Source organism: Janthinobacterium sp. FT14W (genome assembly GCF_009208755.1).
Taxonomy (GTDB): domain Bacteria; phylum Pseudomonadota; class Gammaproteobacteria; order Burkholderiales; family Burkholderiaceae_D; genus Janthinobacterium; species Janthinobacterium violaceinigrum.
Genome location: NZ_WFLL01000006.1, coordinates 61,081 through 82,129 on the forward strand (window position 1 = coordinate 61,081; position 21,049 = coordinate 82,129).

A 21,049-nucleotide genomic window follows, 5' to 3' on the forward strand; every position below is an offset into this window, starting at 1 on the left:
GCCTTTGTTATTTTTATCCGCCAGGTCAACGGCCGTGCAAGTCATCGGAGGGGGCGGCGATGCGCAGGCCAAATTTCTAATACAATATCTGACTTTCGATTCATTAGTGTTGTATTCTTCCCCTTTCCGGGGCTGTCCCAAGGGGTGTCTCAGCAGAGGTTGGCGTTTCTGCACTACAATACGCCATTAAAATAGTGAGCTTCGTCGTGCCAAATCTTGTTGAAATCCGTGATTTACACTTTGCCTATGGAGAACGTTCGATTTTATCGGGCCTTCAAATGGATTTCCCACGTGGAAAAGTTGTGGCCGTCATGGGTGGCTCCGGCAGTGGCAAGACGACCGTATTGCGCTTGATCGGCGGGCAGTTGCGCCCCAGTTCCGGCTCCGTGAATGTCGACGGCCAGATCGTGCATACGCTGGGGACCGACCAGTTATATCAGTTGCGCCGCAAGATGGGCATGCTGTTCCAGCACGGCGCCCTGTTTACGGACTTGACGGCGTTTGAAAACGTGGCGTTTCCCCTGCGCGAACACACGGACTTGAATGAAGAGCTGATCCGCACCCTGGTGCTGATGAAGCTGCACGCCGTGGGCTTGCGCAACGCGGCGCAATTGAAGCCGGCCGAGATTTCGGGCGGCATGGGCCGCCGCGTCGCGCTGGCGCGCGCCATCGCGCTCGACCCCGAACTGATCATGTACGACGAGCCGTTCGCCGGCCTGGACCCGATTTCCATGGGCGTGACGGCCAATTTGATCCGCAATCTGAACGATGCGCTGGGCTCCACGTCTATCCTGGTATCGCACGATGTGAAGGAGTGTTTCGCCATCGCTGATTATGTCTATTTTCTGTCATCGGGCAAGATTGTGGCGCACGGCACGCCGGCCGAGATGGCCGTGTCGACGCATCCGTACGTCAAGCAGTTCGTCAATGCCGAGGCAGATGGCCCCGTGCCGTTCCATTATCCGGGCAAATCGCTGGCCGACGACCTGGGCTTGCACGCGGGAGCGGGCCGATGATCGCGCGTTTCCTGGCGGCGATCGGAGCATGGTTGCGCAATGCGGTACAAGACCTCGGCTTTGCCGTGCGTTCGTTTTTCATCATCATCGCCTCCTCGGGCGGCCTGTGGCGCCGTCCGCGCCTGGTGATCGAGCAACTGTTTTTTATCGGTAATCGCTCCCTGGTGATTACCGCCGTTTCCGGCCTGTTCGTCGGCATGGTGCTGGGCTTGCAAGGGTATTACACCCTGACCACGTATGGCGCCGAGCAGTCGCTGGGCTTGCTGGTGGCGCTGTCGCTGACGCGCGAACTGGGCCCGGTGGTCACGGCGCTGCTGTTTGCGGGCCGCGCCGGCACGTCGCTGACGGCGGAAATCGGCTTGATGAAGGCGGGCGAGCAATTGTCGGCCATGGAAATGATGGCCGTGAACCCGATCCAGCGCGTGCTGGCGCCCCGTTTCTGGGCCGGCGTGATCGCCATGCCGATCCTCGGCGCCATTTTTACCGCTGTCGGCATCATCGGCAGCTACCTGGTGGGCGTGGTGCTGATCGGCGTCGACGAAGGCTCGTTCTGGTCGCAGATGCAAGGCGGCGTGGATGTCTGGAAAGAAGTGGGCAACGGCACCATCAAGAGCCTGGTGTTCGGCATTGCGGTGACCTTCATCGCGCTGTTCCAGGGTTACCAGGCACAGCCGACGCCGGAAGACGTGTCCGGCGCGACCACGCGCACGGTGGTGATTTCGTCGTTGATGGTGTGGTGGCTCGATTTCATGATGACGGCGTTGATGTTTAGCAAGTAGTTGCCGATCAACGACAAACAGCGGGCCTGGGCAGGATGTTGCGCAGGCGGCAACAAGTAAAAATTATTTAGGATTGTTTATGCAACGTAAATCTTTGGATGTCTGGGTCGGCTTGTTCGTCTTGCTGGGTGTGGCGGCATTGATGTTTCTGGCGCTCAAGGCCGGCAATATGAGCTCGCTGTCTTTCAGCAAGACGTATACCATTACGGCCAAGTTCGACAATATTGGCGGCCTCAAGCCGCAGGCGCCCGTCAAGGGCGCCGGCGTGGTGGTGGGGCGCGTGGCGGAGATCCGCTTTGATGACAAGACGTATCAGGCGCTGGTGAAACTCGACATCGAAGATGGCTACAAATTTCCGAAAGACAGCTCGGCCAAGATTTTGACGGCCGGTTTGCTGGGTGAGCAATATATCGGCCTGGAAGCAGGCGGCGATCTGGCGAACCTGGCAGAGGGCGACAAGATCGCCCGTACTCAATCGGCCACAGTGCTGGAAGACCTGATCAATCAGTTCATCTACAGCAAGGCAGCGGAAGGAAAGGACAGCAAATGAGCGAGTCGACCATGAAATCCCAAGGCAGCCTGGCGCGTATCGGCCTGGCCCTGGCCATTGCCGCCAGCGTGAGCGCCTGCGCCACCGGCACCAATCCGCGCGACCCGCTGGAAGGGTATAACCGCGCCATGTTCAAGTTCAACGACACCGTCGACCAGGTGGCCCTGAAGCCGGCCGCCACGGCCTACAAGACGGTCACGCCGTCGTTCGTGCAAACGGGCGTGGGCAACTTCTTCGGCAACTTGTCCGATGTGTGGAGCGCCGTGAACAACTTGCTGCAAGGCAAGGGTGAAGCGGGCTTGCAAGACGTCGTGCGCGTCAGCATGAACTCGACCTTCGGCCTCCTCGGCCTGATCGACATCGCGTCGCAGGCGGGCATTCCCAAGCATAACGAAGACTTTGGCCAGACCCTGGGCTGGTATGGCGTGCAGCCCGGTCCCTACCTGATGCTGCCGCTGCTGGGTCCATCGACCGTGCGCGACACGGTGGCCCTGCCGCTCGACATCACGGGCGACCCATGGCGCTACAAGGAGCCTGTCTCGGTGCGCAATATCGGCACGGTGACGCGCGTGGTCGACAAGCGCGCCGCGCTGCTCGACGCCACCAATCTGATGGAAGCGGCCGCGCTGGACCGCTATGAATTCATCCGCGACGGCTTCCTGCAGGCGCGCGAAAGCAAGGTCTTCGATGGCGATACGAGCCGCCGCGACCGGAAAGTGCCAAAAAACGACACCAGCGATTACGAGCCGGAGTACGATGCGGCACCGCAGGCGGCCCCTGCGGAAACGCCGCCAGCCACGACAGCGGCCGTTGTTGCGCCCGCGGACCTCGTAACATCTGGTAGCAATACCGTTGCATCCGAGGCCAAGCCTCAGGAGTAAACTGCGGTAAAGAAACACCACGGCTGCGACCGACGCCAGCCGGTGCTTAGCAACACCATGAAAGGTAGAACCATGAAATTGATGAAACAACTGCTGGCGATGGCCACCATCGCCTTTGCCGCCGCCGCCCAGGCCGCCCCCGCTGTCGAAGCGCCGGACGTCCTGGTCAAACGCATCAGCCAGGACGTGATCGACACGGCCAAGAACGACAAGGCCATCCAGGCTGGCGATATCAAGCGCGTCACCGAATTGGTGGAAAGCAAGATCTTGCCGTACGTGGATTTCCAGCGCATGACGGCGCTGGCCGCCGGCCGCTTCTGGCGCGACGCCACGCCGGACCAGCAAAAGCAGCTGTCCAGCGAATTCCGCACCCTGCTGATCTACACGTACTCGGGCGCCTTGTCGCAGATCAAGAACGAAACCGTGGAATTCAAGCCCTTGCGCGCCGATCCGGCCGACACGGAAGTGGAAGTGCGTTCGCAAGTGAACGTGGCGCGCGGCGAACCCGTGCCCCTGAACTACCGCGTGGCGAAAACCCCGACCGGCTGGAAGATCTATGACATCAACGTGCTGGGCGCGTGGCTGGTGGAAACGTACAAAAGCAGCTTTGCCAGCGAGATCAGCAAGGGCGGCATCGATGGCCTGATCAAGACCTTGCAAGCGAAAAACAAGGCCCTGGCCAGCCGTCCCGCTGCCAAAGCCAAATAATCGGCTATCATATAGCTCCTGACCCAGCTCCAGACCAGCGCAGCCCGACGCCATGCCCGACTCTCTCGACACCTTGCAGTCCCTGACTTCCCTGACCGTGCACAATGCCACCTCGGCGTTGGAGCAGGGTCTGGACGCCATCCGCTCGGGTCAGACGAAGTTCGACCTGCGCAACGTCAAGGCTGTCGATTCGGCCGCCGTTTCCGTCATGCTGACGTGGCAACGCGCCGCGCAGGAAGCGGGCGGCGTGCTGGAGCTGAAAAACCTGCCGGACAACCTGAAAAACCTCACCAAGCTGTATGGCGTCTGCTCGCTCGTCTCGAGCACCCTGACGGCCGAGGACTGCGGCAGCGCCGGCGGCCACGCCGAACGCAGCCCGTCCGACCTGCATCATCATTGATCCTGTCCCACTCCCCGCATCAGCAGTAGCTTTCAAGCCGGCAGGCCAGCAGCGCCGCCGGATTGATCTCCAAGTGTTCCACGAAGTTTCCAACTATAATTGACTGTTGCGCCACCCTCTGCGGAAGGGGCGCCCTGCACCGGCCAGCCGGCCTGCATTGCACCGGCAACTGGCGCATCACACCAGACGCATTACACTTGAAACAAGCACATGACCGCAATTCAAATAACGAATGTAGAAAAGAGCTATAAATCGCTCAAGGCGCTGGGCGGCGTGTCGCTGGCCATCGAGGAAGGCGAGTTTTTCGGCCTGCTCGGCCCCAACGGCGCCGGCAAGACCACGCTCATTTCCATCATCGCCGGCCTGATACGCCCCGACGCGGGCACCGTCAAGATCCACGGCCACGACGTGGTCGGCGACTTCCGCAATGCGCGCCGCAACCTGGGCGTGGTGCCGCAGGAGCTGGTGTTCGACCCGTTCTTCACCGTGCGCGAAACCCTGCGCCTGCAGTCCGGCTATTTCGGCCTGCCGAATAACGACAAGTGGATCGACGAGGTCATGGAAAACCTGGACCTCACGGGCAAGGCCGACACGAATATGCGCGCCCTGTCCGGCGGCATGAAGCGCCGCGTGCTGGTGGCCCAGGCGCTGGTGCACAAGCCGCCCGTCATCGTGCTCGATGAGCCGACTGCCGGCGTCGACGTGGAACTGCGCCAGACCTTGTGGAAGTTCATCTCGCGCCTGAACCGCGAAGGGGGCCACACGGTCGTGCTGACCACCCACTACCTGGAAGAGGCACAGGCCATGTGCCAGCGCGTGGCCATGCTCAAGACGGGCAAGGTGGTGGCGCTCGACACCATGTCGGCCCTGATCCGCCGCATCGCCGGCTCGCAGCTGCAGGTGCACCTCAAGTACGGCAGCTTGCCGGCCGACCTGCAGCACCTGGTGCTGCACCCGGAAGAACAGCAGGCGCCGAACAAGTTCAGCCTGCGCGTCAACGAATACAGCGAAGTCGAGAAAATCCTCGCCCGCCTGCGCGAAGCGGGCGTCGAGATCGATGAAATGCAATTGCAACAAGCCGACCTGGAAGATATCTTCTTGCAGATCATGGATAAAGGTACCGTATGATTTCGACAGGATTCCGCACCCTCGTCTACAAAGAGACGCTGCGCTTCTGGAAAGTGGCGACGCAAACCGTGGCCGCGCCCGTGCTCACGTCGATGCTGTACCTGCTGGTGTTCGGCCATGTGCTCGACGGCCGCGTGGAACCGAGCCCCGGCGTCAGCTACACGGCCTTTCTGATTCCCGGCCTGGTGATGATGAGCGTGCTGCAAAACGCGTTTGCCAATTCCTCGTCCTCGCTGATCCAGTCCAAGATCACGGGCAACCTGGTGTTCGTGCTGCTCACGCCCCTGTCACACTGGGAAATCTTCTCGGCGTATGTACTCGCTTCCGTCGCGCGCGGCCTGGCCGTGGGCTTTGGCGTGTTTGCCATCACCTGCTGGTTCGCCAAGCTGTCGTTTGTTGCGCCCCTGTGGATCGTCGTCTTCGCCTTCCTGGGCGCCGCCATGCTGGGCACCATGGGCCTGATCGCCGGCATCTGGGCCGAGAAATTCGACCAGCTGGCCGCCTTCCAGAATTTCCTGATCATGCCGGCCACCTTCCTGTCGGGCGTGTTCTATTCGATCCACTCGCTGCCGCCGTTCTGGCAGTCGGTATCGCACCTGAACCCCTTCTTCTACATGATCGACGGCTTCCGCTACGGCTTCTTCGGTGTGTCCGACGTCAGCCCCTGGCTCAGTCTTTCCATCGTCGCCGGCTTCCTCGTGATCCTGGCGCTGGCGTCGATCCGCCTGCTGAAAAGCGGCTATCGTTTGCGACACTAATTGCGCCGTTGACTGCGGCACATCACATCACTACATTATTCAATATCAAGGACTTATCGTGACCACCACTCCAGAACTGATCCACGGCTATCTGTCGGCCGGCCTCGAATGCACGCACCTCGAAGTGGAGGGCGACGGCCAGCACTTCCAGGCCGTGATCGTCTCGCCCGCCTTTGCCGGCAAGCGCCTGATCCAGCGTCACCAGATCGTCTACGCGGCGCTGGGCGACCGCATGCGCGAAGAAATCCACGCGCTGTCGATGAAAACCCTGACACCTGAAGAATTCCAAGGATAAGCACATGGACAAGCTCCTCATCAACGGCGGCAACCGCCTGAACGGCGACATCGCCATCTCCGGCGCGAAGAACGCCGCCCTGCCCATCCTGTGCGCGGGCCTGCTGACCGCGGGCGACCTGGACCTGACCAACGTGCCGCACCTGCACGACGTGGCCACCATGCTGAAACTGCTGGGCCAGACGGGCCTGAAAGTGCAGCAGGACGGCGACCGCGTGGTCCTCAACGGCAGCGCCATCGACACCCTGGAAGCGCCGTATGAACTGGTGAAAACCATGCGCGCCTCGATCCTCGTGCTGGGCCCCATGCTGGCGCGCTTCGGCGAAGCCAAGGTGTCGCTGCCGGGCGGCTGCGCCATCGGTTCGCGTCCTGTCGACCAGCACATCAAGGGCCTCGAAGCGCTGGGCGCCGAGATCCGCATCGAAGCAGGCTACATCTACGCCAAGTGCGCCAAGCTGAAAGGCGCGCGCATCGTCACCGACATGATCACCGTCACCGGCACCGAGAACCTGCTGATGGCAGCGACCCTGGCCGAAGGCGAGACCATCCTGGAAAACGCCGCCTGCGAACCGGAAGTGACCGATCTGGCGCACCTGCTGGTGGCCATGGGCGCGAAGATCGACGGCATCGGCACCAGCCGCCTGGTCATCCAGGGCGTCGACGCGCTGCACGGCGCTTCGCACGCGGTGATCGCCGACCGCATCGAAACGGGCACCTTCCTGTGCGCCGTGGCAGCCACCGGCGGCGACATCACCCTGCGCAACGTGCGCACCGATATCCTCGATGCGGCCCTCGACAAGCTGCGCGCCATGGGCCTGACGATGACCTTCGGCGCAGACTGGATCCGCGCCGAGATGTCGGCCCGTCCGAACCCCGTCAGCTTCCGCACCACGGAATACCCGGGCTTTCCGACCGACATGCAGGCGCAGTTCATGGCCGTAAACACCATCGCCAATGGCGCCAGCCGCGTCACCGAGACGATTTTCGAGAACCGCTTCATGCACGTGCAGGAAATGAACCGCCTGGGCGCCGACATCACCATCGAGGGCAACACGGCCATCATCGCCGGCGTCAAGCAGCTGCGCGGCGCGCCCGTGATGGCGACCGACCTGCGCGCCTCGGCGTCGCTGGTGATCGCGGCCCTGGCCGCCGATGGCGAAACCCTGATCGACCGCATCTATCACCTCGACCGCGGCTACGACCGCATGGAAGTGAAGTTGTCGGCCGTCGGCGCGAACATCGTGCGCATCAAGTAAAAACAAGAAAAAGGAACGAGCATGAACGGATCGAACAACGGTGACAGCTCCCAGCTGATTCTGGCGCTGTCGAAGGGCCGCATTTTCGAGGACACCATGCCGCTGCTGGAAGCGGCTGGCATCAAGGTGCTGGAAAACCCGGAGACGTCGCGCAAGCTGATTTTGGCCACCAACGATCCGAACGTGCGCGTCATCATCGTGCGCGCCAGCGACGTGCCGACCTACGTGCAGTACGGCGCGGCCGATTTCGGCGTGGCGGGCAAGGACGTCCTGCTGGAGCATGGCGGCGAAGGCCTGTACCAGCCGATCGACCTGAATATCGCTTCCTGCCGCATGTCGGTGGCGGTGCAGGCCGGCTTCGACTATGAAAAGGCCGTGCACCAGGGCGCCCGCTTGCGCGTGGCCACCAAGTTCGTGCACACGGCGCGCGAGCATTTCGCCGCCAAGGGCGTGCACGTCGACTTGATCAAGCTGTATGGCTCGATGGAGCTGGCGCCTTTGGTCGGCCTGTCCGACGCCATCGTCGACCTGGTCAGCACGGGCAGCACCCTGCGCGCGAACAACCTCGTCGAGGTCGAGCACATCATGGAAATTTCCTCGCGCCTGGTGGTCAACCAGGCTGCGCTCAAGCTCAAGCGCGAGCGCTTGCAGCCGATTATCGAGGCGTTCGAACGCGCCTCGCAAACTGCTTCGCAAGCCTAGACATTCAAGTAGCAGAAAGCCGATTATGCCGATACAGATACGCAAGCTCGATTCAAGCCAGGATGGTTTCCAACAATCGCTCGATACGCTGCTGGCGTTCGAGGCGGGCACCGATGCAGCGATTGAAGCGTCGGTCGCCAACATCCTGGCCGATGTGAAAACGCGCGGCGACGCCGCGGTACTGGAATACACGAACCGTTTCGACCGCATCCCGCATGGCGGCGCGGCGGAAATGGCGGCCTTCGATATTTCGCAAGCCGAATTGCAGGCGGCCTTGAACGGCTTGCCGTCGGCCCAGCGCGAAGCGCTGCAGATCGCCGCCCAGCGCATCCGCGCCTTCCACGAACGCCAGCGCGAAGAATTGCGCGGCTTTACCTACACCGAGCCCGATGGCACGGTGCTGGGCCAGAAGATCACGCCGCTCGACCGGGTCGGCATCTACGTCCCGGGCGGCAAGGCAGCCTATCCTTCCTCCGTGCTGATGAACGCCATTCCCGCGCATGTGGCGGGCGTGGGCGAAATCACCATGGTGGTGCCGACGCCCGATGGCGTGAAAAACCAGATGGTGCTGGCCGCCGCGGCCATCGCCGGCGTGACGCGCGTGATCACCATCGGCGGCGCGCAAGCCGTCGGCGCCCTGGCCTACGGCACGCAGACGATTGCCGCCGTCGACAAGATCGTCGGTCCCGGCAACGCCTATGTGGCCGCCGCCAAGCGCCGCGTGTTCGGCATCGTCGGCATCGACATGATCGCCGGACCGTCGGAAATCCTCGTGCTGTGCGACGGCACGACGGACCCGGACTGGGTCGCCATGGACCTGTTTTCGCAGGCCGAGCACGACGAACTGGCGCAGGCCATCCTGCTGTGCCCTGACGCCGGCTACATCGCGCAAGTCGAGGAGAGCATCGCCAAGCTGCTGCCGACGATGCCGCGCCAGGCCACCATCAGCACGTCGCTGCAGGACAGGGGCGCGCTGATCAAGGTGCGCAGCATGGCGGAGGCGTGCGAGATCGCCAATGCCATCGCGGCCGAACACCTGGAAATCTCGGCGGAAAACCCGCAGCAGTGGGCCGAGCAGATCCGCCATGCGGGCGCCATGTTCCTGGGCCGCTTCTCGTCCGAATCGCTGGGCGACTATTGCTGCGGTCCCAATCACGTGCTGCCAACGTCGCGCACGGCGCGTTTCTCGTCGCCGCTGGGCGTGTATGACTTCCAGAAGCGCTCGTCCATCATTCACGTCAGCGAAGCGGGCGCGCAAACCCTGGGCCGCGTCGCCGCCACCCTGGCGTATGGCGAAGGCTTGCAGGCGCACGCGCGCAGCGCCGAACTGCGCTTGAAGCCGCAGCCATGACGAATATGGCGGAGCAGCCGGACTGGGTCAACCGGGTCTATTGCGAAGACGCGCTGGCGGGGCTGGCGCGCATTCCCGATGGCTCGGTGGACCTGATCCTGACGGACCCGCCGTACAACCTGGGCAAGGATTACGGCAACGCCTCGGACCAGCAGTCGGTGGCCGACTACCTGCGCTGGACGGAGCAGTGGATCGATGCGGCGCTGCCCAAGCTGAAAGCCAACGGCAGCCTGTATATCTTCCTGACCTGGCGCTATTCGCCGGAGATCTTCGTCATGCTGAAACAGCGCATGGCGATGATGAATGAAATCATCTGGGACCGCCGCGTGCCGTCCATGGGCGGCAGCGTGCGCAGCTTTTCATCGGTGCACGACACCATCGGCTTCTTCGTCAAGCGCAAGGATTACTACTTCGACCTTGACGCGGTGCGCATCGCCTACGACGCGGCCACCAAGAAAGCCCGTTCGCGCTCGATCTTCATCGGCGCCAAATGGCTGGAAGTGGGCTACAACCCGAAAGACTTGTGGAGCGTCTCGCGCCTGCACAAGGAACACCCGGAACGGGCCGACCACCCGACGCAAAAGCCGCTGGAAATCATCGAGCGCATGGTCAAGGCCTCGTGCCCGCCCGGCGGCGTGGTGCTCGACCTGTTCATGGGCAGCGGCACCACGGCGCTGGCGGCGAAGCGCTGCGGGCGCGATTTCGTCGGCTTTGAACTGAATCCCGATTACTGCGCCATCATCGAACAGCGATTGACGGCGCTCGCGCAGGAGCTGGCCGAACCGGCCGTGCCGACGCCCGTGAAAAAGGCGCCGGCCAAGCGCCGCGCGGCAGCCGCCGCGCCCAAGGCCGCCAAGGCGGCCAGCAAGAAACCGGCCGTGGCGAAAAAGCCGCCCGCCGTGAAAAAAGCGCCGGCCCGCAAGGCGCGCAGCGCCGCCGTGCCGGAAGACGTCGTCATTTAGTCTCCATCTAATTCCATCAGGAGTGTTTGCAGCATGTCTTTCCTCGATCAGTTAATCAGCAACACCGTGCGGCCCGATGTGCAGGCCGTTAAAAGCTACCAGGTAGCCGATGCCAGCGGTTACATCAAACTCGATGCGATGGAAAACCCGTATCCGCTGCCGCAGCGGCTGCGCGAGGAGCTGGGCGCGCGCCTGGCCGGCGTGGCGCTGAACCGCTATCCGCCGTCCTACGCCAGCCTGCAACAAGCCATCTGCGCCAAGCTGGGCGTGCCCGCCGGCTACGATGTCATGCTGGGCAACGGCTCCGACGAACTGATCTCCATCCTGGCCATGGCCTGCGCCACCCAGGAAGCGGGCAAGCGCGCCGTGCTGCTGGCGCCCGTGCCCGCCTTCGTCATGTATGCGCGCTCGGCGCAGTTTGCGGGCATGGACTTCGTCGGCGTGCCCCTGCAGGCCGACTTCAGCCTGGACATGCCGGCCATGCTGGCGGCCATCGAACAGCACCGCCCGGCGCTGGTGTTCCTCGCGTATCCGAACAACCCGACGGGCAACCTGTTTGCCAGCGCCGACATCGAGCGCATCCTCGCGGCCCTGGGCGACACGGGCATCGCCGTCGTCGACGAAGCGTATGAACCGTTCGCGCAGCACAGCTTCATGGGCCGCCTGCCCGAATTCGAGAACCTGGTGGTGATGCGCACCGTGTCGAAACTGGGCCTGGCCGGCATTCGCCTCGGCTATATGTCGGCCGCGCCGGCCCTGCTGGCGCAATTTGAAAAAGTGCGCCCGCCCTACAACGTCAATGTGCTGACGCAGGCGGCAGCCGAATTCGCGCTCGAGCACCTCGACGTGCTCAATGCCCAGGCGGACTTGCTCAACAGCGCGCGCGATGCGCTGGCGCTGCGCCTGGCAGAACTGCCGGGCGTGACCGTGTTTCCATCGAAGGCAAATTTTCTTCTGATTCGTGTGGCTGATTCCGACGATGTTTGCGCAAAACTGCTTGCCCACAGGGTTTTAATTAAAAATATGAGTAAAATGCATGCTGCGCTGGTCAATTGCCTGCGCATCAGCGTCAGCACCCCGGAAGACAATTCCCTTTTTTACGATGCCTTCAAGGCATCCCTCGTTTAGCCTACCGCCAGAGCCTCCCATGAACCGCACCGCAGAAATCACGCGCAACACCAATGAGACGCAAGTTCGCGTCGCCCTCAACCTGGACGGCACCGGCCAGCAAAAGCTCAATACGGGCGTGCCCTTCCTCGACCATATGCTGGACCAGATCGCCCGCCATGGCTTGATCGACCTCGATATCGAAGCGACGGGCGACGTGCATATCGACAACCACCATACGGTGGAAGACGTGGGCATCACCCTGGGCATGGCCGTGGCCAAGGCCATCGGCGACAAGAAGGGCATCCGCCGCTACGGCCACGCGTATGTGCCGCTGGACGAGGCGCTGTCGCGCGTGGTGCTCGATTTCTCGGGCCGCCCGGGCATCGAATACCACATCCCGTTTACGCGCGCCATGATCGCCGGCTTCGACGTCGACCTGACCCTGGAATTTTTCCGCGGCTTCGTCAACCATGCGGGCGTGACATTGCATATCGATAACTTGCGCGGCACGAATGCCCACCATCAGTGCGAAACCGTGTTCAAGGCCTTTGGCCGCGCGCTGCGCATGGCTGCCGAGCTCGACGAGCGCGCGGCCGGCATCATTCCATCGACCAAGGGCAGCCTGTAAGCGCCCGCGATACATTGCAGATTCCGAGATCAAACATGAATAAAATTGTGGTGGTGGATTACGGCATGGGCAACCTGCGCTCGGTAGCGCAGGCCCTGCGCGCCGTGGCGCCCGAAGCCGACGTGTGCATTTCCGGCGTGCCGGCCGACATCGACGGCGCCGACCGCATCGTCTTGCCGGGCCAGGGCGCCATGCCCGACTGCATGCGCAGCCTGCGCGAATCGGGCGTGCTCGAAGCGCTGCTGCGCGCGGCCGACAGCAAGCCCGTGCTGGGCGTGTGCATCGGTGAGCAAATGCTGTTTGAAGGCAGCGAAGAGGGCGATGCGGCCGGTCTGGGCTTGCTGCCAGGCAAAGTCGTGCGTTTCCAGCTCGACGGCCAGGTGCAGGAAGACGGGTCGCGCTTCAAGGTGCCGCAAATGGGCTGGAACCAAGTACGGCAAACGGCGTCCCATGTCATGTGGGACGGCATCGCCGACCATGCGTATTTTTACTTTGTGCACAGCTATTTTGCTCAACCTCAAGAGGCGGCGCACACGGTGGGCGAGACTATCTATGGCGCGCCGTTTGCGTGCGCCGTCGCCCGTGATAATATTTTCGCGACACAGTTTCACCCTGAGAAAAGCGCTGCCGCTGGCTTGCAGCTGTACAAGAACTTCGTTCACTGGCAACCTTGACGTTCACTTTCCGGCTTTTTTTCGCTCCTCACACTCACTCTAGACCACACTGACCATGCTGCTTATTCCCGCCATCGACCTGAAAGACGGTCACTGCGTACGCCTGAAACAAGGCGATATGGAACTTGCCACCGTATTTTCCGAAGACCCGGCCGAAATGGCCCGCCATTGGCTGACGCAAGGCGCGCGCCGGCTGCATCTGGTCGACCTGAACGGCGCCTTTGCCGGCAAGCCGAAGAACGAAGGTGCCGTGAAAGCCATCCTGAAAGCCGTGCAGGATTTCGCCGTGGACAACGACATCGAGGAAATCCCCGTGCAACTGGGCGGCGGCATCCGCGACCTCGACACCATCGAGCGCTATCTCGACGCGGGCATCACCTACATCATCATCGGCACGGCGGCCGTGAAAAGCCCCGGTTTCCTGCACGACGCCTGCAGCGCCTTCCCGGGCCACATCATCGTCGGCCTCGATGCCAAGGATGGCAAAGTGGCAACGGATGGCTGGAGCAAGATGTCGGGCCACGAAGTGATCGACCTGGCGAAGAAATTCGAGGCGTATGGCGTCGAGTCGATCATCTACACGGACATCGGCCGCGACGGCATGATGGGCGGCATCAATATCGAGGCCACCGTCAAGCTGGCGCAAGCCGTCAAGATCCCCGTCATCGCCTCGGGCGGCCTGCACAACATCGGCGACGTGGAAGCGCTGTGCGCCGTCCAGGCCGAAGGCATCGAAGGCGTGATCTGCGGCCGTTCCATCTATGAAGGCACGATCGACCTGGCGCAGGCGCAGGAACGCGCCGACGAACTGACCGACGCCGCCGTTTAAGCCTGTCCGGCCCGGGCGTGCGCGTGCATGCCCGGGACTGGCAACAATCTGGATACCATCATGCTTGCAAAACGTATCATCCCCTGCCTCGACGTGACCAATGGTCGCGTCGTCAAAGGCGTCAATTTCACGGAATTGCGCGACGCCGGCGACCCGGTGGAAATCGCCCGCCGTTATGACGAGCAGGGCGCCGATGAAATCACTTTCCTTGACATTACCGCTTCGAGCGACAACCGCGGCCTGATCTTCGACATCATCGAAGCGGTGGCGTCGCAAGTGTTCATTCCGCTGACCGTGGGCGGCGGCGTGCGCGTGGTGGAAGACGTGCGCCGGCTGCTCAACGCGGGCGCCGACAAGGTCAGCATCAACACCTCGGCCGTGACGAACCCGCAGCTGGTGTTCGAGGCATCGCAAAAGCACGGCTCGCAATGCATCGTCGTGGCCATCGACGCCAAGCAGGTGTCGCCTGGCAAGTGGGAAGTGTTTACCCACGGCGGGCGCAACGCCACGGGCCTGGACGCCTTCGAATGGGCGCGTAAAATGGAAAGCCTGGGCGCAGGAGAAATCTTGCTCACCAGTATGGACCGCGACGGTACCAAGGTGGGCTTCGACCTGGGCCTGACGCGCGGCGTGTCCGATGCCGTCAGCATTCCCGTGATCGCATCGGGCGGCGTGGGCGGCTTGCAAGACCTGGTCGACGGCATCAAGGTGGGCCGCGCGGATGCCGTGCTGGCCGCCAGCATCTTCCACTATGGCCAGCACACGGTGCAGGAAGCCAAGCGTTTCATGGCGCAGCAGGGCATTCCCATGCGCCTGGCGTAACGACAAGCAGTCAATACAGGCAGGATAGAAGAACATGCAAAACGGAACCATCGTAGCAAGCAATGCCAAGTGGCTGAAAAAGGTCAAATGGGACGAACACGGCCTGGTGCCAGTGATCGCGCAGGAAGCGGGTACTAACGACGTGCTGATGTTCGCCTGGATGAACCGCGACGCGCTGGCGCGCACGGTGGAACTGGGCGAAGCCGTGTACTGGAGCCGTTCGCGCAAGAAACTGTGGCACAAGGGCGAAGAGTCTGGCCACACGCAAAAGGTGCTGGAAATCCGCCTCGATTGCGATGAAGACGTGGTCTTGCTGAAAATCGAGCAAGCGGGCGGCATCGCCTGCCATACGGGCCGCCATTCGTGCTTCTTCCAGAAGTTCGAAGGCGACGAAAAAACGGGCGAATGGCAAGTCACCGACCCCGTGCTGAAAGACCCTGACACGATTTACGCGGAAACCAAGAAATGAGTGAAACTTTAAAGCGCCTGGCCGCCGTGATCGAATCGCGCAAGCTGGCCAATGGCGGCGACCCCGCCACCTCCTATGTCGCGCGCCTGTTTGCCAAGGGCGATGACGCCATTTTGAAAAAAATCGGCGAAGAAGCGACGGAAACGGTAATGGCCGCCAAGGATGCGCGCCGCGACAACGACCCGTCGAAGGTCCTGTACGAATGCGCGGACCTGTGGTTTCACTCGCTGGTGATGCTGGCGCAATTCGACCTGACGCCGCAGCAGGTGCTCGACGAGCTGGCGCGCCGCGAAGGCCTGTCCGGCCTGGAAGAAAAGGCGGCGCGCAAGGATGAGCTGCGCGATGCCGGCGAAGCCGACAAACACTGACCTGACCGGAGAACGCGTGGATAACTGTATTTTCTGCAAGATTGCTGCAAAACAAATTCCTTCTTCCATCGTGTATGAAGACGACGACTTGCTGGCCTTCAAGGACATCAATCCGGCCGCCCCCGTGCACCTGCTGTTGATTCCGAAGCAGCACGTAGCCAGCCTGTCCGACTGCGACGATAGCCATACGGAAATGCTGGGCAAGCTGCTGCGCCTGGCGCCGAAGCTCGCGGCCGAATTCGGCTGCGCCGTCAGCCACGACGCCGATGGCGTGCCCTCGGGCGGCTTCAAGACCATGATCAACAGCGGCCCGAACGGCGGGCAAGAGGTGTATCACCTGCACATGCACGTGTACGGCGGCCCCCGCCCCTGGCGCGGCCAGCACTGATTTCGCCGTGCGCCGGGTTCGCGTGTATACTACCGGCATTGGTTGACGCTATTCGGGCACCGTCCCGCAAGGAGAATGTGATGGGTTCATTGAGTATTTGGCACTGGCTGATCGTCCTGGTCATTGTGATGCTGGTTTTCGGCACCAAGAAACTGGGCAATATCGGCGGTGATATCGGCAAGGCCGTCAAAGGCTTCAAGGATGGCGTCAAGGGCGACGATGACGCCGCGGCAGCCAACACCCCTCCTGCTGCGCCATCGCAAGTGGCCGACAAAAGCACCATCGACGTCGAGACGAAAGAGAAAAACAAGTCCTGATAGCGTGGCGGGGCGCTTGCCTCGTCCGGTAACAGCCCTTGTCCGCTTATGATCGATCTCGGTCTCTCTAAAATCGCCATCATCGGCGTGGTTGCGTTGATAGTCATCGGCCCTGAAAAGTTGCCGAGAGTGGCGCGCATGGCCGGTACCCTGTATGGCCGCGCGCAACGCTATCTGAACCAGGTGAAATCCGAAGTCTCGCGCGAAATCGAGCTGGAAGAGCTGAAAAACCTGCAGAAGGAAGTGCAGGATGCGGCCCATTCCGTAAAGCAAAGCGTGGAAAAATCCATGCATGGCGTGGAAAACTCGATTTCCGGCAACCTGGCCGAGGTGGAAAACGCCTGGCGCGGCGATTCAAGCTCGTATGACGGGCATCACGACGCCCATGAAGCCATGCTGCGCGCCACCAACGACGACCTGGCCCGCAAGGCGCGCGAATTCCGCCGCAAAAAGCTGGTGCGCAATTCCGCCATCCCCGGCTGGTACAAGCAGCGCCATGGCGGCAAGCTGCACGTGCAGTCGGCGGCGGCCCGCGTGGCGCGCTTCCGTCCGCGTGCCAGTTCCTCCTCCTTTTACTCATGAGTAGCAAATCCCCGGTGGAAGAAACCTTTATCTCGCATCTGGTCGAGCTGCGCAACCGCCTGGTCAAGGCCTCGATCGGCTTTGCCATTGTCTGCGGCATCCTATTTTACTGGCCCGGTGCTTCGCACATCTACGATTTCATCGCCGCGCCCATGCTCGCTTCGCTGCCTGTCGGCTCCAAGCTGATCGCCACGGGCGTGGTGTCGCCGTTCCTGATCCCCATGAAGGTGACCTTGCTGCTGGGCTTTATCGTCTCCCTGCCGTGGGTGCTGTACCAGATGTGGGCGTTTATCGCGCCCGGCCTGTACACGCATGAAAAGCGCCTGATCGCGCCGCTCGTCATCTCTTCGTCGCTGCTGTTCATGGCGGGCGTGGCCTTCTGCTATTTCTTTGTCTTTGGCCGCGTGTTTCACTTCATTAGCAATTTCGCCCCTTCCTCGATCGCCGTCACGCCCGATATCGAAAACTACCTCGATTTCGTCATGTCGATGTGCCTGGCCTTTGGCGCCACCTTCGAAGTGCCCGTGGTGGTGGTGATCCTGGTGCGCATGGGCCTCGTTTCCGTCGCCAAGCTCAAGGAAGTGCGCCCCTACGTGATCGTCGGCGCCTTCGTCATTGCCGCCATCGTCACGCCGCCGGACGTGGTCAGCCAGTTCTCGCTGGCCGTCCCCATGTGGCTGCTGTTCGAACTGGGCTTGCTGGTGGCGCCCGTCTTTGTCAGGGCGACGCAGGCACCGGAAGAAGCATCCTAGACGGCAAGCCGGTACGCAGGCAAAAGCCACTGTCCTTCTTCGGGAGCAGCGGCTTTTTTTATGGCGGGCCATGTTGGCGAGCGCTCACTGCAGCATCAGTTTGCTGAGGATGCCCAGGTTCAGCAGGATCAGGGTGCTCATCATCCAGTAGACGTGTTTCATGTCCGCCCCGTGGCGCAAGTCCAGGCGCTCGAGGCGGGCGTCGAATTTCTGGTCCAGGGTATCGATCCTGGCGTCGAATTTTTGCTCCAGCAGATCGATCCGGGTGTCGAATTTCTGTTCCAGCGCATCGATCTTCGTGTCGAGCTTCAACTCCAGCGCATCGATCCGGGTGTCAAGTTTGAGCTCCAGTGCATCTATTTTCATATCCAGGGCATGCGTCCTGGTATCGACCTTTTGCGTCACCAGATTGATTTCCCCCAGCAGATTGCGCTCCAGCGCCGCCAGTTCGCCGTGCACGACGACGGCCGAGCCCAGCACCTCGCCCAAGGCCGCCGCATGGGCTTCGGCCTGCGGCGTGGGGACGCCAGCAGAGGCGAGGCGTTTGGCGTAATCGAGGGTGTCGAACTGGATGGGCATATGCATGGACGCTCCTGATTCCAAGCCTAGCAGAAAAATCGGCAATTGCCAGTGAGGAGAGCGGTGGCGCCTGCCTTCATGCCAGCTTAGGACATGGCGGGCGGGGCGCTTTGCGGCGGCGCAAGCGCATGCAAAAAGGGCGCCGCGGCGCCCTTTGCAAGCTGAGGATGCGTGCCCTTAATTCATCAATTCCTTGATGACTTTCACGGGCGCGCTGCCGTAGCTGAGGAATTGCTCATGGAAATCCTTCAGCACGAACTTGCTGCCCAGCGCCTGCTTGCGCTGTTCGCGCAAGTCCATGATTTCGCTGTAGCCGCTGAAATAGCTGGTCAGTTGCACCGAGCTCAGCTGCACGCGGCGCCATTTTTCCGTCGCTTCACGCTGGGTCTGGAAGGCCTGGCGCGTCAGCAGGTCCAGCGCCTGGGCTTCCGTCATGCCCAGCACGTGCACGCTGTAATCGAGGATGGTGTTGGTGACGCTGCGCAAGTTCCACTTCGAGTACATCAGCCACATTTCCGGCGCATTGTTGCCATAGCCCGATTCGAGCATCATGCGCTCGCCATACACGGCCCAGCCTTCGATCATGGCGCCGTTGCCGAAGATGGACTTGATCAGCGACGGCGACTTGTTGGCGTACACGAGCTGCGTGTAATGGCCGGGAATGGCTTCGTGGATATTCAGGATCTGCAAGATCCAGTGGTTGTACTCGCGCAAGCTGCTTTCCGCCTGCTCCGGCGTTTCGCCGTCGAGCGGCGTCACGTTGTAATAGGTGCGGTCCTGCGGGCGATACGGGCCGGGCGCCTCGATGCTGGCGCCAGCCACGCCGCGCTGGTAGGCGGGCGTTTCACGCACGACCAGGGGTTTTTTCGGGTCCATCGTCAGCAGGTTGTGGCTGGTCACCCATTCCTGCAATTCCGGGATCTGGCGGCGGATTTCCGGCACGAAATCGGCGGGCGCCACATGGTTGCTCGACAGCTTGTCGATCACCATGCCGATCTTCGCCGTGCGGTCCGCCGGCTTGGCCGTGGCGCCCATGGTTTTCACCCACAGTTCGTCGGACAGGCTATCCATGTGTTCGAGCAGCTTTTCGCGTGCGGCCAGGGCTTTCTGGTACATCTGCTCGGCGCTCACGCTGGCCTGGATATCGTAGGCAAATTTCTGTTCATACAGTTCCTTGCCGATGCGGAAGGAGCGCGCGTTGCCGTTCTGCGCCAGCGCGGCGTCCTGTTCCGTCAGCCAGGCGGCATAGCCTTGCACGGCCGTGCGGGCCGCGGCGATGCGGGCCGTGTACAGCTGTTTTTCCACCGGCGTCAGGATGGAAGCCTGTGCCGTCTTGTTCAGGTCGTCAAGCACGCTGAGCACGCCGGCGCTCTGGGCGATGGCCAGCTGCGTGTGTTCGCGCGTGGGTTGATGGATGCTGGCGCGCGCGGCCGCATAGTATTGCGGCACGGTGGCGATGCGCTTGAGCAAGGTACGCAGGCGCTGCGGCTGCGCCGCGTATTCCGTGTTCAGGATGAAGTCGATGGAGCCGGCCACGTTGTACTGGGCGGGATTCCATTCGAATTCGCGGAAGGTGGTCAGATACCAGCGGTCCGATTGCAGTTTATTCGTCAGCAAGGCCAGGTCGGTGCGTTGCTTGTCGGACATCTTGCTCGCATTCAGCTTGCCGAACTTGCCCAGCCATTCTTCGATGAAGGCCAGCTGTTTCTGGCGGCTGGCCGCGTCGGGGATGCTCAGGTTGGCGGCGCCGTCGTACTTGCCGACGGCAATCGCGCCTTCCGGGTCCAGGCGCCACAGGGCCGTGAGGAACTGGCCGCTCAGGTTATTCATCGCGCGGTCGCTGCTGTTCTCGCTGGCGACGGCTGCTGCCGTGGCTGCCGTCGCGGCCGTGACGACAGCCGCTTTCTTGGCGCCGGTTTTTTTCTTGCTGCTGCTGGTGCCGGCCTTGCCATTTTTCTGCGGCTTCTTGGCGGCGCTGGCCGGGGTCAGGGTAAAGGCCAGCATCAATGCGGCGAGCGCAATTTTATTTTTTGTCAGCATAGTTTATCTCTTGAATATTTTGCTATTTGTTCGAATCAGAAAATAATGAACTGATAATATAAGTAACAAACAACTATTGAAAGGTGGGCTTTGCTTGCCAGGGCGGCCAAAGATTAGCATTAATTGCTGCGTTTGCGCAGTTTTTTGCCCCCTTGCCAACCCCGCTAGACGACGATGGCGCTGCCGCGCAGCATCTCTTGGTGATGCACATTCAGCGCCGCCACGGCATCTTTGCCGCGCGCCATGCCGGTGGCGTGGATTTCCGTTTCCTGCGTGTAGCGCTGGCTGACTCTGACCGTGTAGGACTGGAACAGCCAGCTCCAGAAGTTCGTTTCATAGACGGCTTCATCCATGTCGCGCCATTTGACGCCCGTCAGTTTCTTTTTCCACGGCAAGATGCCGGATGCCAGCCACACGCCTGCCTCGTCGTAGTACAGCTGATAGCTGCGGATGGTCAGCAGGCGGTAGCCGACGATCAGGGCCGAGCCGATCAGCACCACGAAGGCGGCGCGCGCGTTGTACTTGAAGGCCAGCGGCAGGGCGGCAAAGAAGAGCAGCACGGCAATGATGAACGTGCTGACATAGGCGGTCCAGGATTTGCCGCACAAAAAGGTGGCGCGCTGGCCGGCGCTGGTGGCGATGTAATCGGTCATGGCGTGGGAGATAAACAGGGAAAAAGGATCATCGCATGGAACGCGGCTTCCCC

Annotated in this window: 27 protein-coding genes; 24 read left to right on the forward strand and 3 right to left on the reverse strand. The window is 61.8% G+C overall.

The genetic code is table 11. The features are described from left to right. The first annotated feature begins 206 nt into the window (after nucleotides 1–206). The 24 genes from GCN74_RS06375 to tatC all read left to right on the forward strand — a co-directional run bounded on the left by GCN74_RS06375 (nucleotide 207) and on the right by tatC (nucleotide 17,724). A complete protein-coding gene (locus tag GCN74_RS06375) occupies nucleotides 207–1,016 on the forward strand; it encodes an ABC transporter ATP-binding protein (protein ID WP_086137632.1) in 810 nt (269 codons plus the stop codon). Next, nucleotides 1,013–1,795, forward strand: coding sequence for a lipid asymmetry maintenance ABC transporter permease subunit MlaE (gene mlaE / locus GCN74_RS06380; protein ID WP_152255879.1), 783 nt, complete (start codon nucleotides 1,013–1,015; stop codon nucleotides 1,793–1,795). The genes GCN74_RS06375 and mlaE overlap by 4 nt, the downstream gene beginning before the upstream one ends. Before the next feature lie 79 nt (nucleotides 1,796–1,874). Continuing rightward, complete coding sequence (mlaD, locus tag GCN74_RS06385; RefSeq protein ID WP_070219660.1) at nucleotides 1,875–2,345, forward strand: outer membrane lipid asymmetry maintenance protein MlaD; 471 nt, start codon at nucleotides 1,875–1,877, stop codon at nucleotides 2,343–2,345. Continuing rightward, nucleotides 2,342–3,226, forward strand: coding sequence for a VacJ family lipoprotein (locus tag GCN74_RS06390; protein WP_152255880.1), 885 nt, complete (start codon nucleotides 2,342–2,344; stop codon nucleotides 3,224–3,226). Before mlaD ends, GCN74_RS06390 begins: the two co-directional genes overlap by 4 nt. A gap of 72 nt (nucleotides 3,227–3,298) precedes the next feature. Beyond that, a complete protein-coding gene (locus GCN74_RS06395; RefSeq protein ID WP_152255881.1) occupies nucleotides 3,299–3,934 on the forward strand; it encodes a phospholipid-binding protein MlaC in 636 nt (211 codons plus the stop codon). A gap of 52 nt (nucleotides 3,935–3,986) precedes the next feature. Then, nucleotides 3,987–4,334, forward strand: a complete 348-nt coding sequence (locus tag GCN74_RS06400) for a lipid asymmetry maintenance protein MlaB (RefSeq protein ID WP_152255882.1) — start codon at nucleotides 3,987–3,989, stop codon at nucleotides 4,332–4,334. Between the two features lie 210 nt (nucleotides 4,335–4,544). Further along, nucleotides 4,545–5,462, forward strand: a complete 918-nt coding sequence (locus GCN74_RS06405) for an ABC transporter ATP-binding protein (RefSeq protein ID WP_152255883.1) — start codon at nucleotides 4,545–4,547, stop codon at nucleotides 5,460–5,462. Then, nucleotides 5,459–6,220 (forward strand): ABC transporter permease, encoded by a 762-nt coding sequence (locus tag GCN74_RS06410; RefSeq protein ID WP_152255884.1) that lies wholly within the window; start codon nucleotides 5,459–5,461, stop codon nucleotides 6,218–6,220. Before GCN74_RS06405 ends, GCN74_RS06410 begins: the two co-directional genes overlap by 4 nt. Before the next feature lie 58 nt (nucleotides 6,221–6,278). Then, nucleotides 6,279–6,515: a BolA family protein gene (locus tag GCN74_RS06415; protein WP_034753824.1), complete on the forward strand. Its 237-nt coding sequence runs from the start codon at nucleotides 6,279–6,281 to the stop codon at nucleotides 6,513–6,515. 4 nt (nucleotides 6,516–6,519) lie between these two features. Beyond that, complete coding sequence (murA, locus tag GCN74_RS06420; protein WP_070257789.1) at nucleotides 6,520–7,770, forward strand: UDP-N-acetylglucosamine 1-carboxyvinyltransferase; 1,251 nt, start codon at nucleotides 6,520–6,522, stop codon at nucleotides 7,768–7,770. Nucleotides 7,771–7,791: 21 nt separating this feature from the next. Beyond that, nucleotides 7,792–8,472, forward strand: a complete 681-nt coding sequence (gene hisG, locus GCN74_RS06425) for an ATP phosphoribosyltransferase (protein ID WP_035823105.1) — start codon at nucleotides 7,792–7,794, stop codon at nucleotides 8,470–8,472. A gap of 25 nt (nucleotides 8,473–8,497) precedes the next feature. Beyond that, nucleotides 8,498–9,823 (forward strand): histidinol dehydrogenase, encoded by a 1,326-nt coding sequence (gene hisD, locus GCN74_RS06430; protein WP_152255885.1) that lies wholly within the window; start codon nucleotides 8,498–8,500, stop codon nucleotides 9,821–9,823. Then, nucleotides 9,820–10,785, forward strand: a complete 966-nt coding sequence (locus GCN74_RS06435) for a DNA-methyltransferase (protein WP_413541529.1) — start codon at nucleotides 9,820–9,822, stop codon at nucleotides 10,783–10,785. The genes hisD and GCN74_RS06435 overlap by 4 nt, the downstream gene beginning before the upstream one ends. A gap of 33 nt (nucleotides 10,786–10,818) precedes the next feature. Then, nucleotides 10,819–11,913, forward strand: a complete 1,095-nt coding sequence (gene hisC / locus GCN74_RS06440) for a histidinol-phosphate transaminase (protein WP_152255886.1) — start codon at nucleotides 10,819–10,821, stop codon at nucleotides 11,911–11,913. 19 nt (nucleotides 11,914–11,932) lie between these two features. Beyond that, nucleotides 11,933–12,523, forward strand: coding sequence for an imidazoleglycerol-phosphate dehydratase HisB (hisB, locus tag GCN74_RS06445; protein ID WP_010402123.1), 591 nt, complete (start codon nucleotides 11,933–11,935; stop codon nucleotides 12,521–12,523). A gap of 35 nt (nucleotides 12,524–12,558) precedes the next feature. Continuing rightward, on the forward strand, nucleotides 12,559–13,197 hold the full coding sequence (hisH, locus tag GCN74_RS06450) for an imidazole glycerol phosphate synthase subunit HisH (protein WP_152255887.1): 639 nt from the start codon (nucleotides 12,559–12,561) through the stop codon (nucleotides 13,195–13,197). 55 nt (nucleotides 13,198–13,252) lie between these two features. Then, complete coding sequence (gene hisA, locus GCN74_RS06455; protein WP_152255888.1) at nucleotides 13,253–14,026, forward strand: 1-(5-phosphoribosyl)-5-[(5-phosphoribosylamino)methylideneamino]imidazole-4-carboxamide isomerase; 774 nt, start codon at nucleotides 13,253–13,255, stop codon at nucleotides 14,024–14,026. Between the two features lie 60 nt (nucleotides 14,027–14,086). Beyond that, nucleotides 14,087–14,848 carry an imidazole glycerol phosphate synthase subunit HisF gene (gene hisF, locus GCN74_RS06460; RefSeq protein WP_152255889.1) on the forward strand — a complete coding sequence of 254 codons (762 nt, stop codon included), beginning with the start codon at nucleotides 14,087–14,089 and terminating at the stop codon, nucleotides 14,846–14,848. A 34-nt stretch (nucleotides 14,849–14,882) separates the two neighbouring features. Continuing rightward, entirely contained in the window at nucleotides 14,883–15,317 is a 435-nt protein-coding gene (gene hisI, locus GCN74_RS06465) for a phosphoribosyl-AMP cyclohydrolase (RefSeq protein ID WP_152255890.1), read from the forward strand. Beyond that, a complete protein-coding gene (locus tag GCN74_RS06470; protein WP_076569447.1) occupies nucleotides 15,314–15,685 on the forward strand; it encodes a phosphoribosyl-ATP diphosphatase in 372 nt (123 codons plus the stop codon). Before hisI ends, GCN74_RS06470 begins: the two co-directional genes overlap by 4 nt. A 16-nt stretch (nucleotides 15,686–15,701) precedes the next feature. Then, nucleotides 15,702–16,073 (forward strand): histidine triad nucleotide-binding protein, encoded by a 372-nt coding sequence (locus tag GCN74_RS06475; protein WP_152255891.1) that lies wholly within the window; start codon nucleotides 15,702–15,704, stop codon nucleotides 16,071–16,073. 80 nt (nucleotides 16,074–16,153) lie between these two features. Next, on the forward strand, nucleotides 16,154–16,390 hold the full coding sequence (gene tatA / locus GCN74_RS06480) for a Sec-independent protein translocase subunit TatA (RefSeq protein ID WP_152255892.1): 237 nt from the start codon (nucleotides 16,154–16,156) through the stop codon (nucleotides 16,388–16,390). Between the two features lie 48 nt (nucleotides 16,391–16,438). Beyond that, nucleotides 16,439–16,972: a Sec-independent protein translocase protein TatB gene (gene tatB, locus GCN74_RS06485; protein ID WP_152255893.1), complete on the forward strand. Its 534-nt coding sequence runs from the start codon at nucleotides 16,439–16,441 to the stop codon at nucleotides 16,970–16,972. Continuing rightward, entirely contained in the window at nucleotides 16,969–17,724 is a 756-nt protein-coding gene (gene tatC, locus GCN74_RS06490) for a twin-arginine translocase subunit TatC (RefSeq protein WP_152255894.1), read from the forward strand. The genes tatB and tatC overlap by 4 nt, the downstream gene beginning before the upstream one ends. An 84-nt stretch (nucleotides 17,725–17,808) precedes the next feature. Here the strand turns inward: tatC and GCN74_RS06495 are convergent, their stop codons facing one another. The 3 genes from GCN74_RS06495 to GCN74_RS06505 all read right to left on the reverse strand — a co-directional run bounded on the left by GCN74_RS06495 (nucleotide 17,809) and on the right by GCN74_RS06505 (nucleotide 20,996). Continuing rightward, nucleotides 17,809–18,309: a hypothetical protein gene (locus GCN74_RS06495; protein WP_152255895.1), complete on the reverse strand. Its 501-nt coding sequence runs from the start codon at nucleotides 18,307–18,309 to the stop codon at nucleotides 17,809–17,811. Between the two features lie 171 nt (nucleotides 18,310–18,480). Then, a complete protein-coding gene (locus GCN74_RS06500; RefSeq protein ID WP_152255975.1) occupies nucleotides 18,481–20,340 on the reverse strand; it encodes a DUF885 domain-containing protein in 1,860 nt (619 codons plus the stop codon). A gap of 167 nt (nucleotides 20,341–20,507) precedes the next feature. Continuing rightward, nucleotides 20,508–20,996 carry a hypothetical protein gene (locus GCN74_RS06505; protein WP_152255896.1) on the reverse strand — a complete coding sequence of 163 codons (489 nt, stop codon included), beginning with the start codon at nucleotides 20,994–20,996 and terminating at the stop codon, nucleotides 20,508–20,510. Between the last annotated feature and the right edge of the window lie 53 nt (nucleotides 20,997–21,049).

Bases quoted from the DNA above. Each gene is read 5' to 3' on its own strand.
- mlaE (WP_152255879.1), top strand. From the start codon at position 1,013: ATGATCGCGCGTTTCCTGGCGGCGATCGGAGCATGGTTGCGCAATGCG.
- mlaD (WP_070219660.1), top strand. From the start codon at position 1,875: ATGCAACGTAAATCTTTGGATGTCTGGGTCGGCTTGTTCGTCTTGCTG.
- GCN74_RS06390 (WP_152255880.1), top strand. From the start codon at position 2,342: ATGAGCGAGTCGACCATGAAATCCCAAGGCAGCCTGGCGCGTATCGGC.
- GCN74_RS06395 (WP_152255881.1), top strand. From the start codon at position 3,299: ATGAAATTGATGAAACAACTGCTGGCGATGGCCACCATCGCCTTTGCC.
- GCN74_RS06400 (WP_152255882.1), top strand. From the start codon at position 3,987: ATGCCCGACTCTCTCGACACCTTGCAGTCCCTGACTTCCCTGACCGTG.
- GCN74_RS06405 (WP_152255883.1), top strand. From the start codon at position 4,545: ATGACCGCAATTCAAATAACGAATGTAGAAAAGAGCTATAAATCGCTC.
- GCN74_RS06410 (WP_152255884.1), top strand. From the start codon at position 5,459: ATGATTTCGACAGGATTCCGCACCCTCGTCTACAAAGAGACGCTGCGC.
- murA (WP_070257789.1), top strand. From the start codon at position 6,520: ATGGACAAGCTCCTCATCAACGGCGGCAACCGCCTGAACGGCGACATC.
- hisG (WP_035823105.1), top strand. From the start codon at position 7,792: ATGAACGGATCGAACAACGGTGACAGCTCCCAGCTGATTCTGGCGCTG.
- hisD (WP_152255885.1), top strand. From the start codon at position 8,498: ATGCCGATACAGATACGCAAGCTCGATTCAAGCCAGGATGGTTTCCAA.
- GCN74_RS06435 (WP_413541529.1), top strand. From the start codon at position 9,820: ATGACGAATATGGCGGAGCAGCCGGACTGGGTCAACCGGGTCTATTGC.
- hisC (WP_152255886.1), top strand. From the start codon at position 10,819: ATGTCTTTCCTCGATCAGTTAATCAGCAACACCGTGCGGCCCGATGTG.
- hisB (WP_010402123.1), top strand. From the start codon at position 11,933: ATGAACCGCACCGCAGAAATCACGCGCAACACCAATGAGACGCAAGTT.
- hisH (WP_152255887.1), top strand. From the start codon at position 12,559: ATGAATAAAATTGTGGTGGTGGATTACGGCATGGGCAACCTGCGCTCG.
- hisA (WP_152255888.1), top strand. From the start codon at position 13,253: ATGCTGCTTATTCCCGCCATCGACCTGAAAGACGGTCACTGCGTACGC.
- hisF (WP_152255889.1), top strand. From the start codon at position 14,087: ATGCTTGCAAAACGTATCATCCCCTGCCTCGACGTGACCAATGGTCGC.
- hisI (WP_152255890.1), top strand. From the start codon at position 14,883: ATGCAAAACGGAACCATCGTAGCAAGCAATGCCAAGTGGCTGAAAAAG.
- GCN74_RS06470 (WP_076569447.1), top strand. From the start codon at position 15,314: ATGAGTGAAACTTTAAAGCGCCTGGCCGCCGTGATCGAATCGCGCAAG.
- tatA (WP_152255892.1), top strand. From the start codon at position 16,154: ATGGGTTCATTGAGTATTTGGCACTGGCTGATCGTCCTGGTCATTGTG.
- tatB (WP_152255893.1), top strand. From the start codon at position 16,439: ATGATCGATCTCGGTCTCTCTAAAATCGCCATCATCGGCGTGGTTGCG.
- tatC (WP_152255894.1), top strand. From the start codon at position 16,969: ATGAGTAGCAAATCCCCGGTGGAAGAAACCTTTATCTCGCATCTGGTC.
- GCN74_RS06495 (WP_152255895.1), bottom strand. From the start codon at position 18,309: ATGCATATGCCCATCCAGTTCGACACCCTCGATTACGCCAAACGCCTC.
- GCN74_RS06505 (WP_152255896.1), bottom strand. From the start codon at position 20,996: ATGACCGATTACATCGCCACCAGCGCCGGCCAGCGCGCCACCTTTTTG.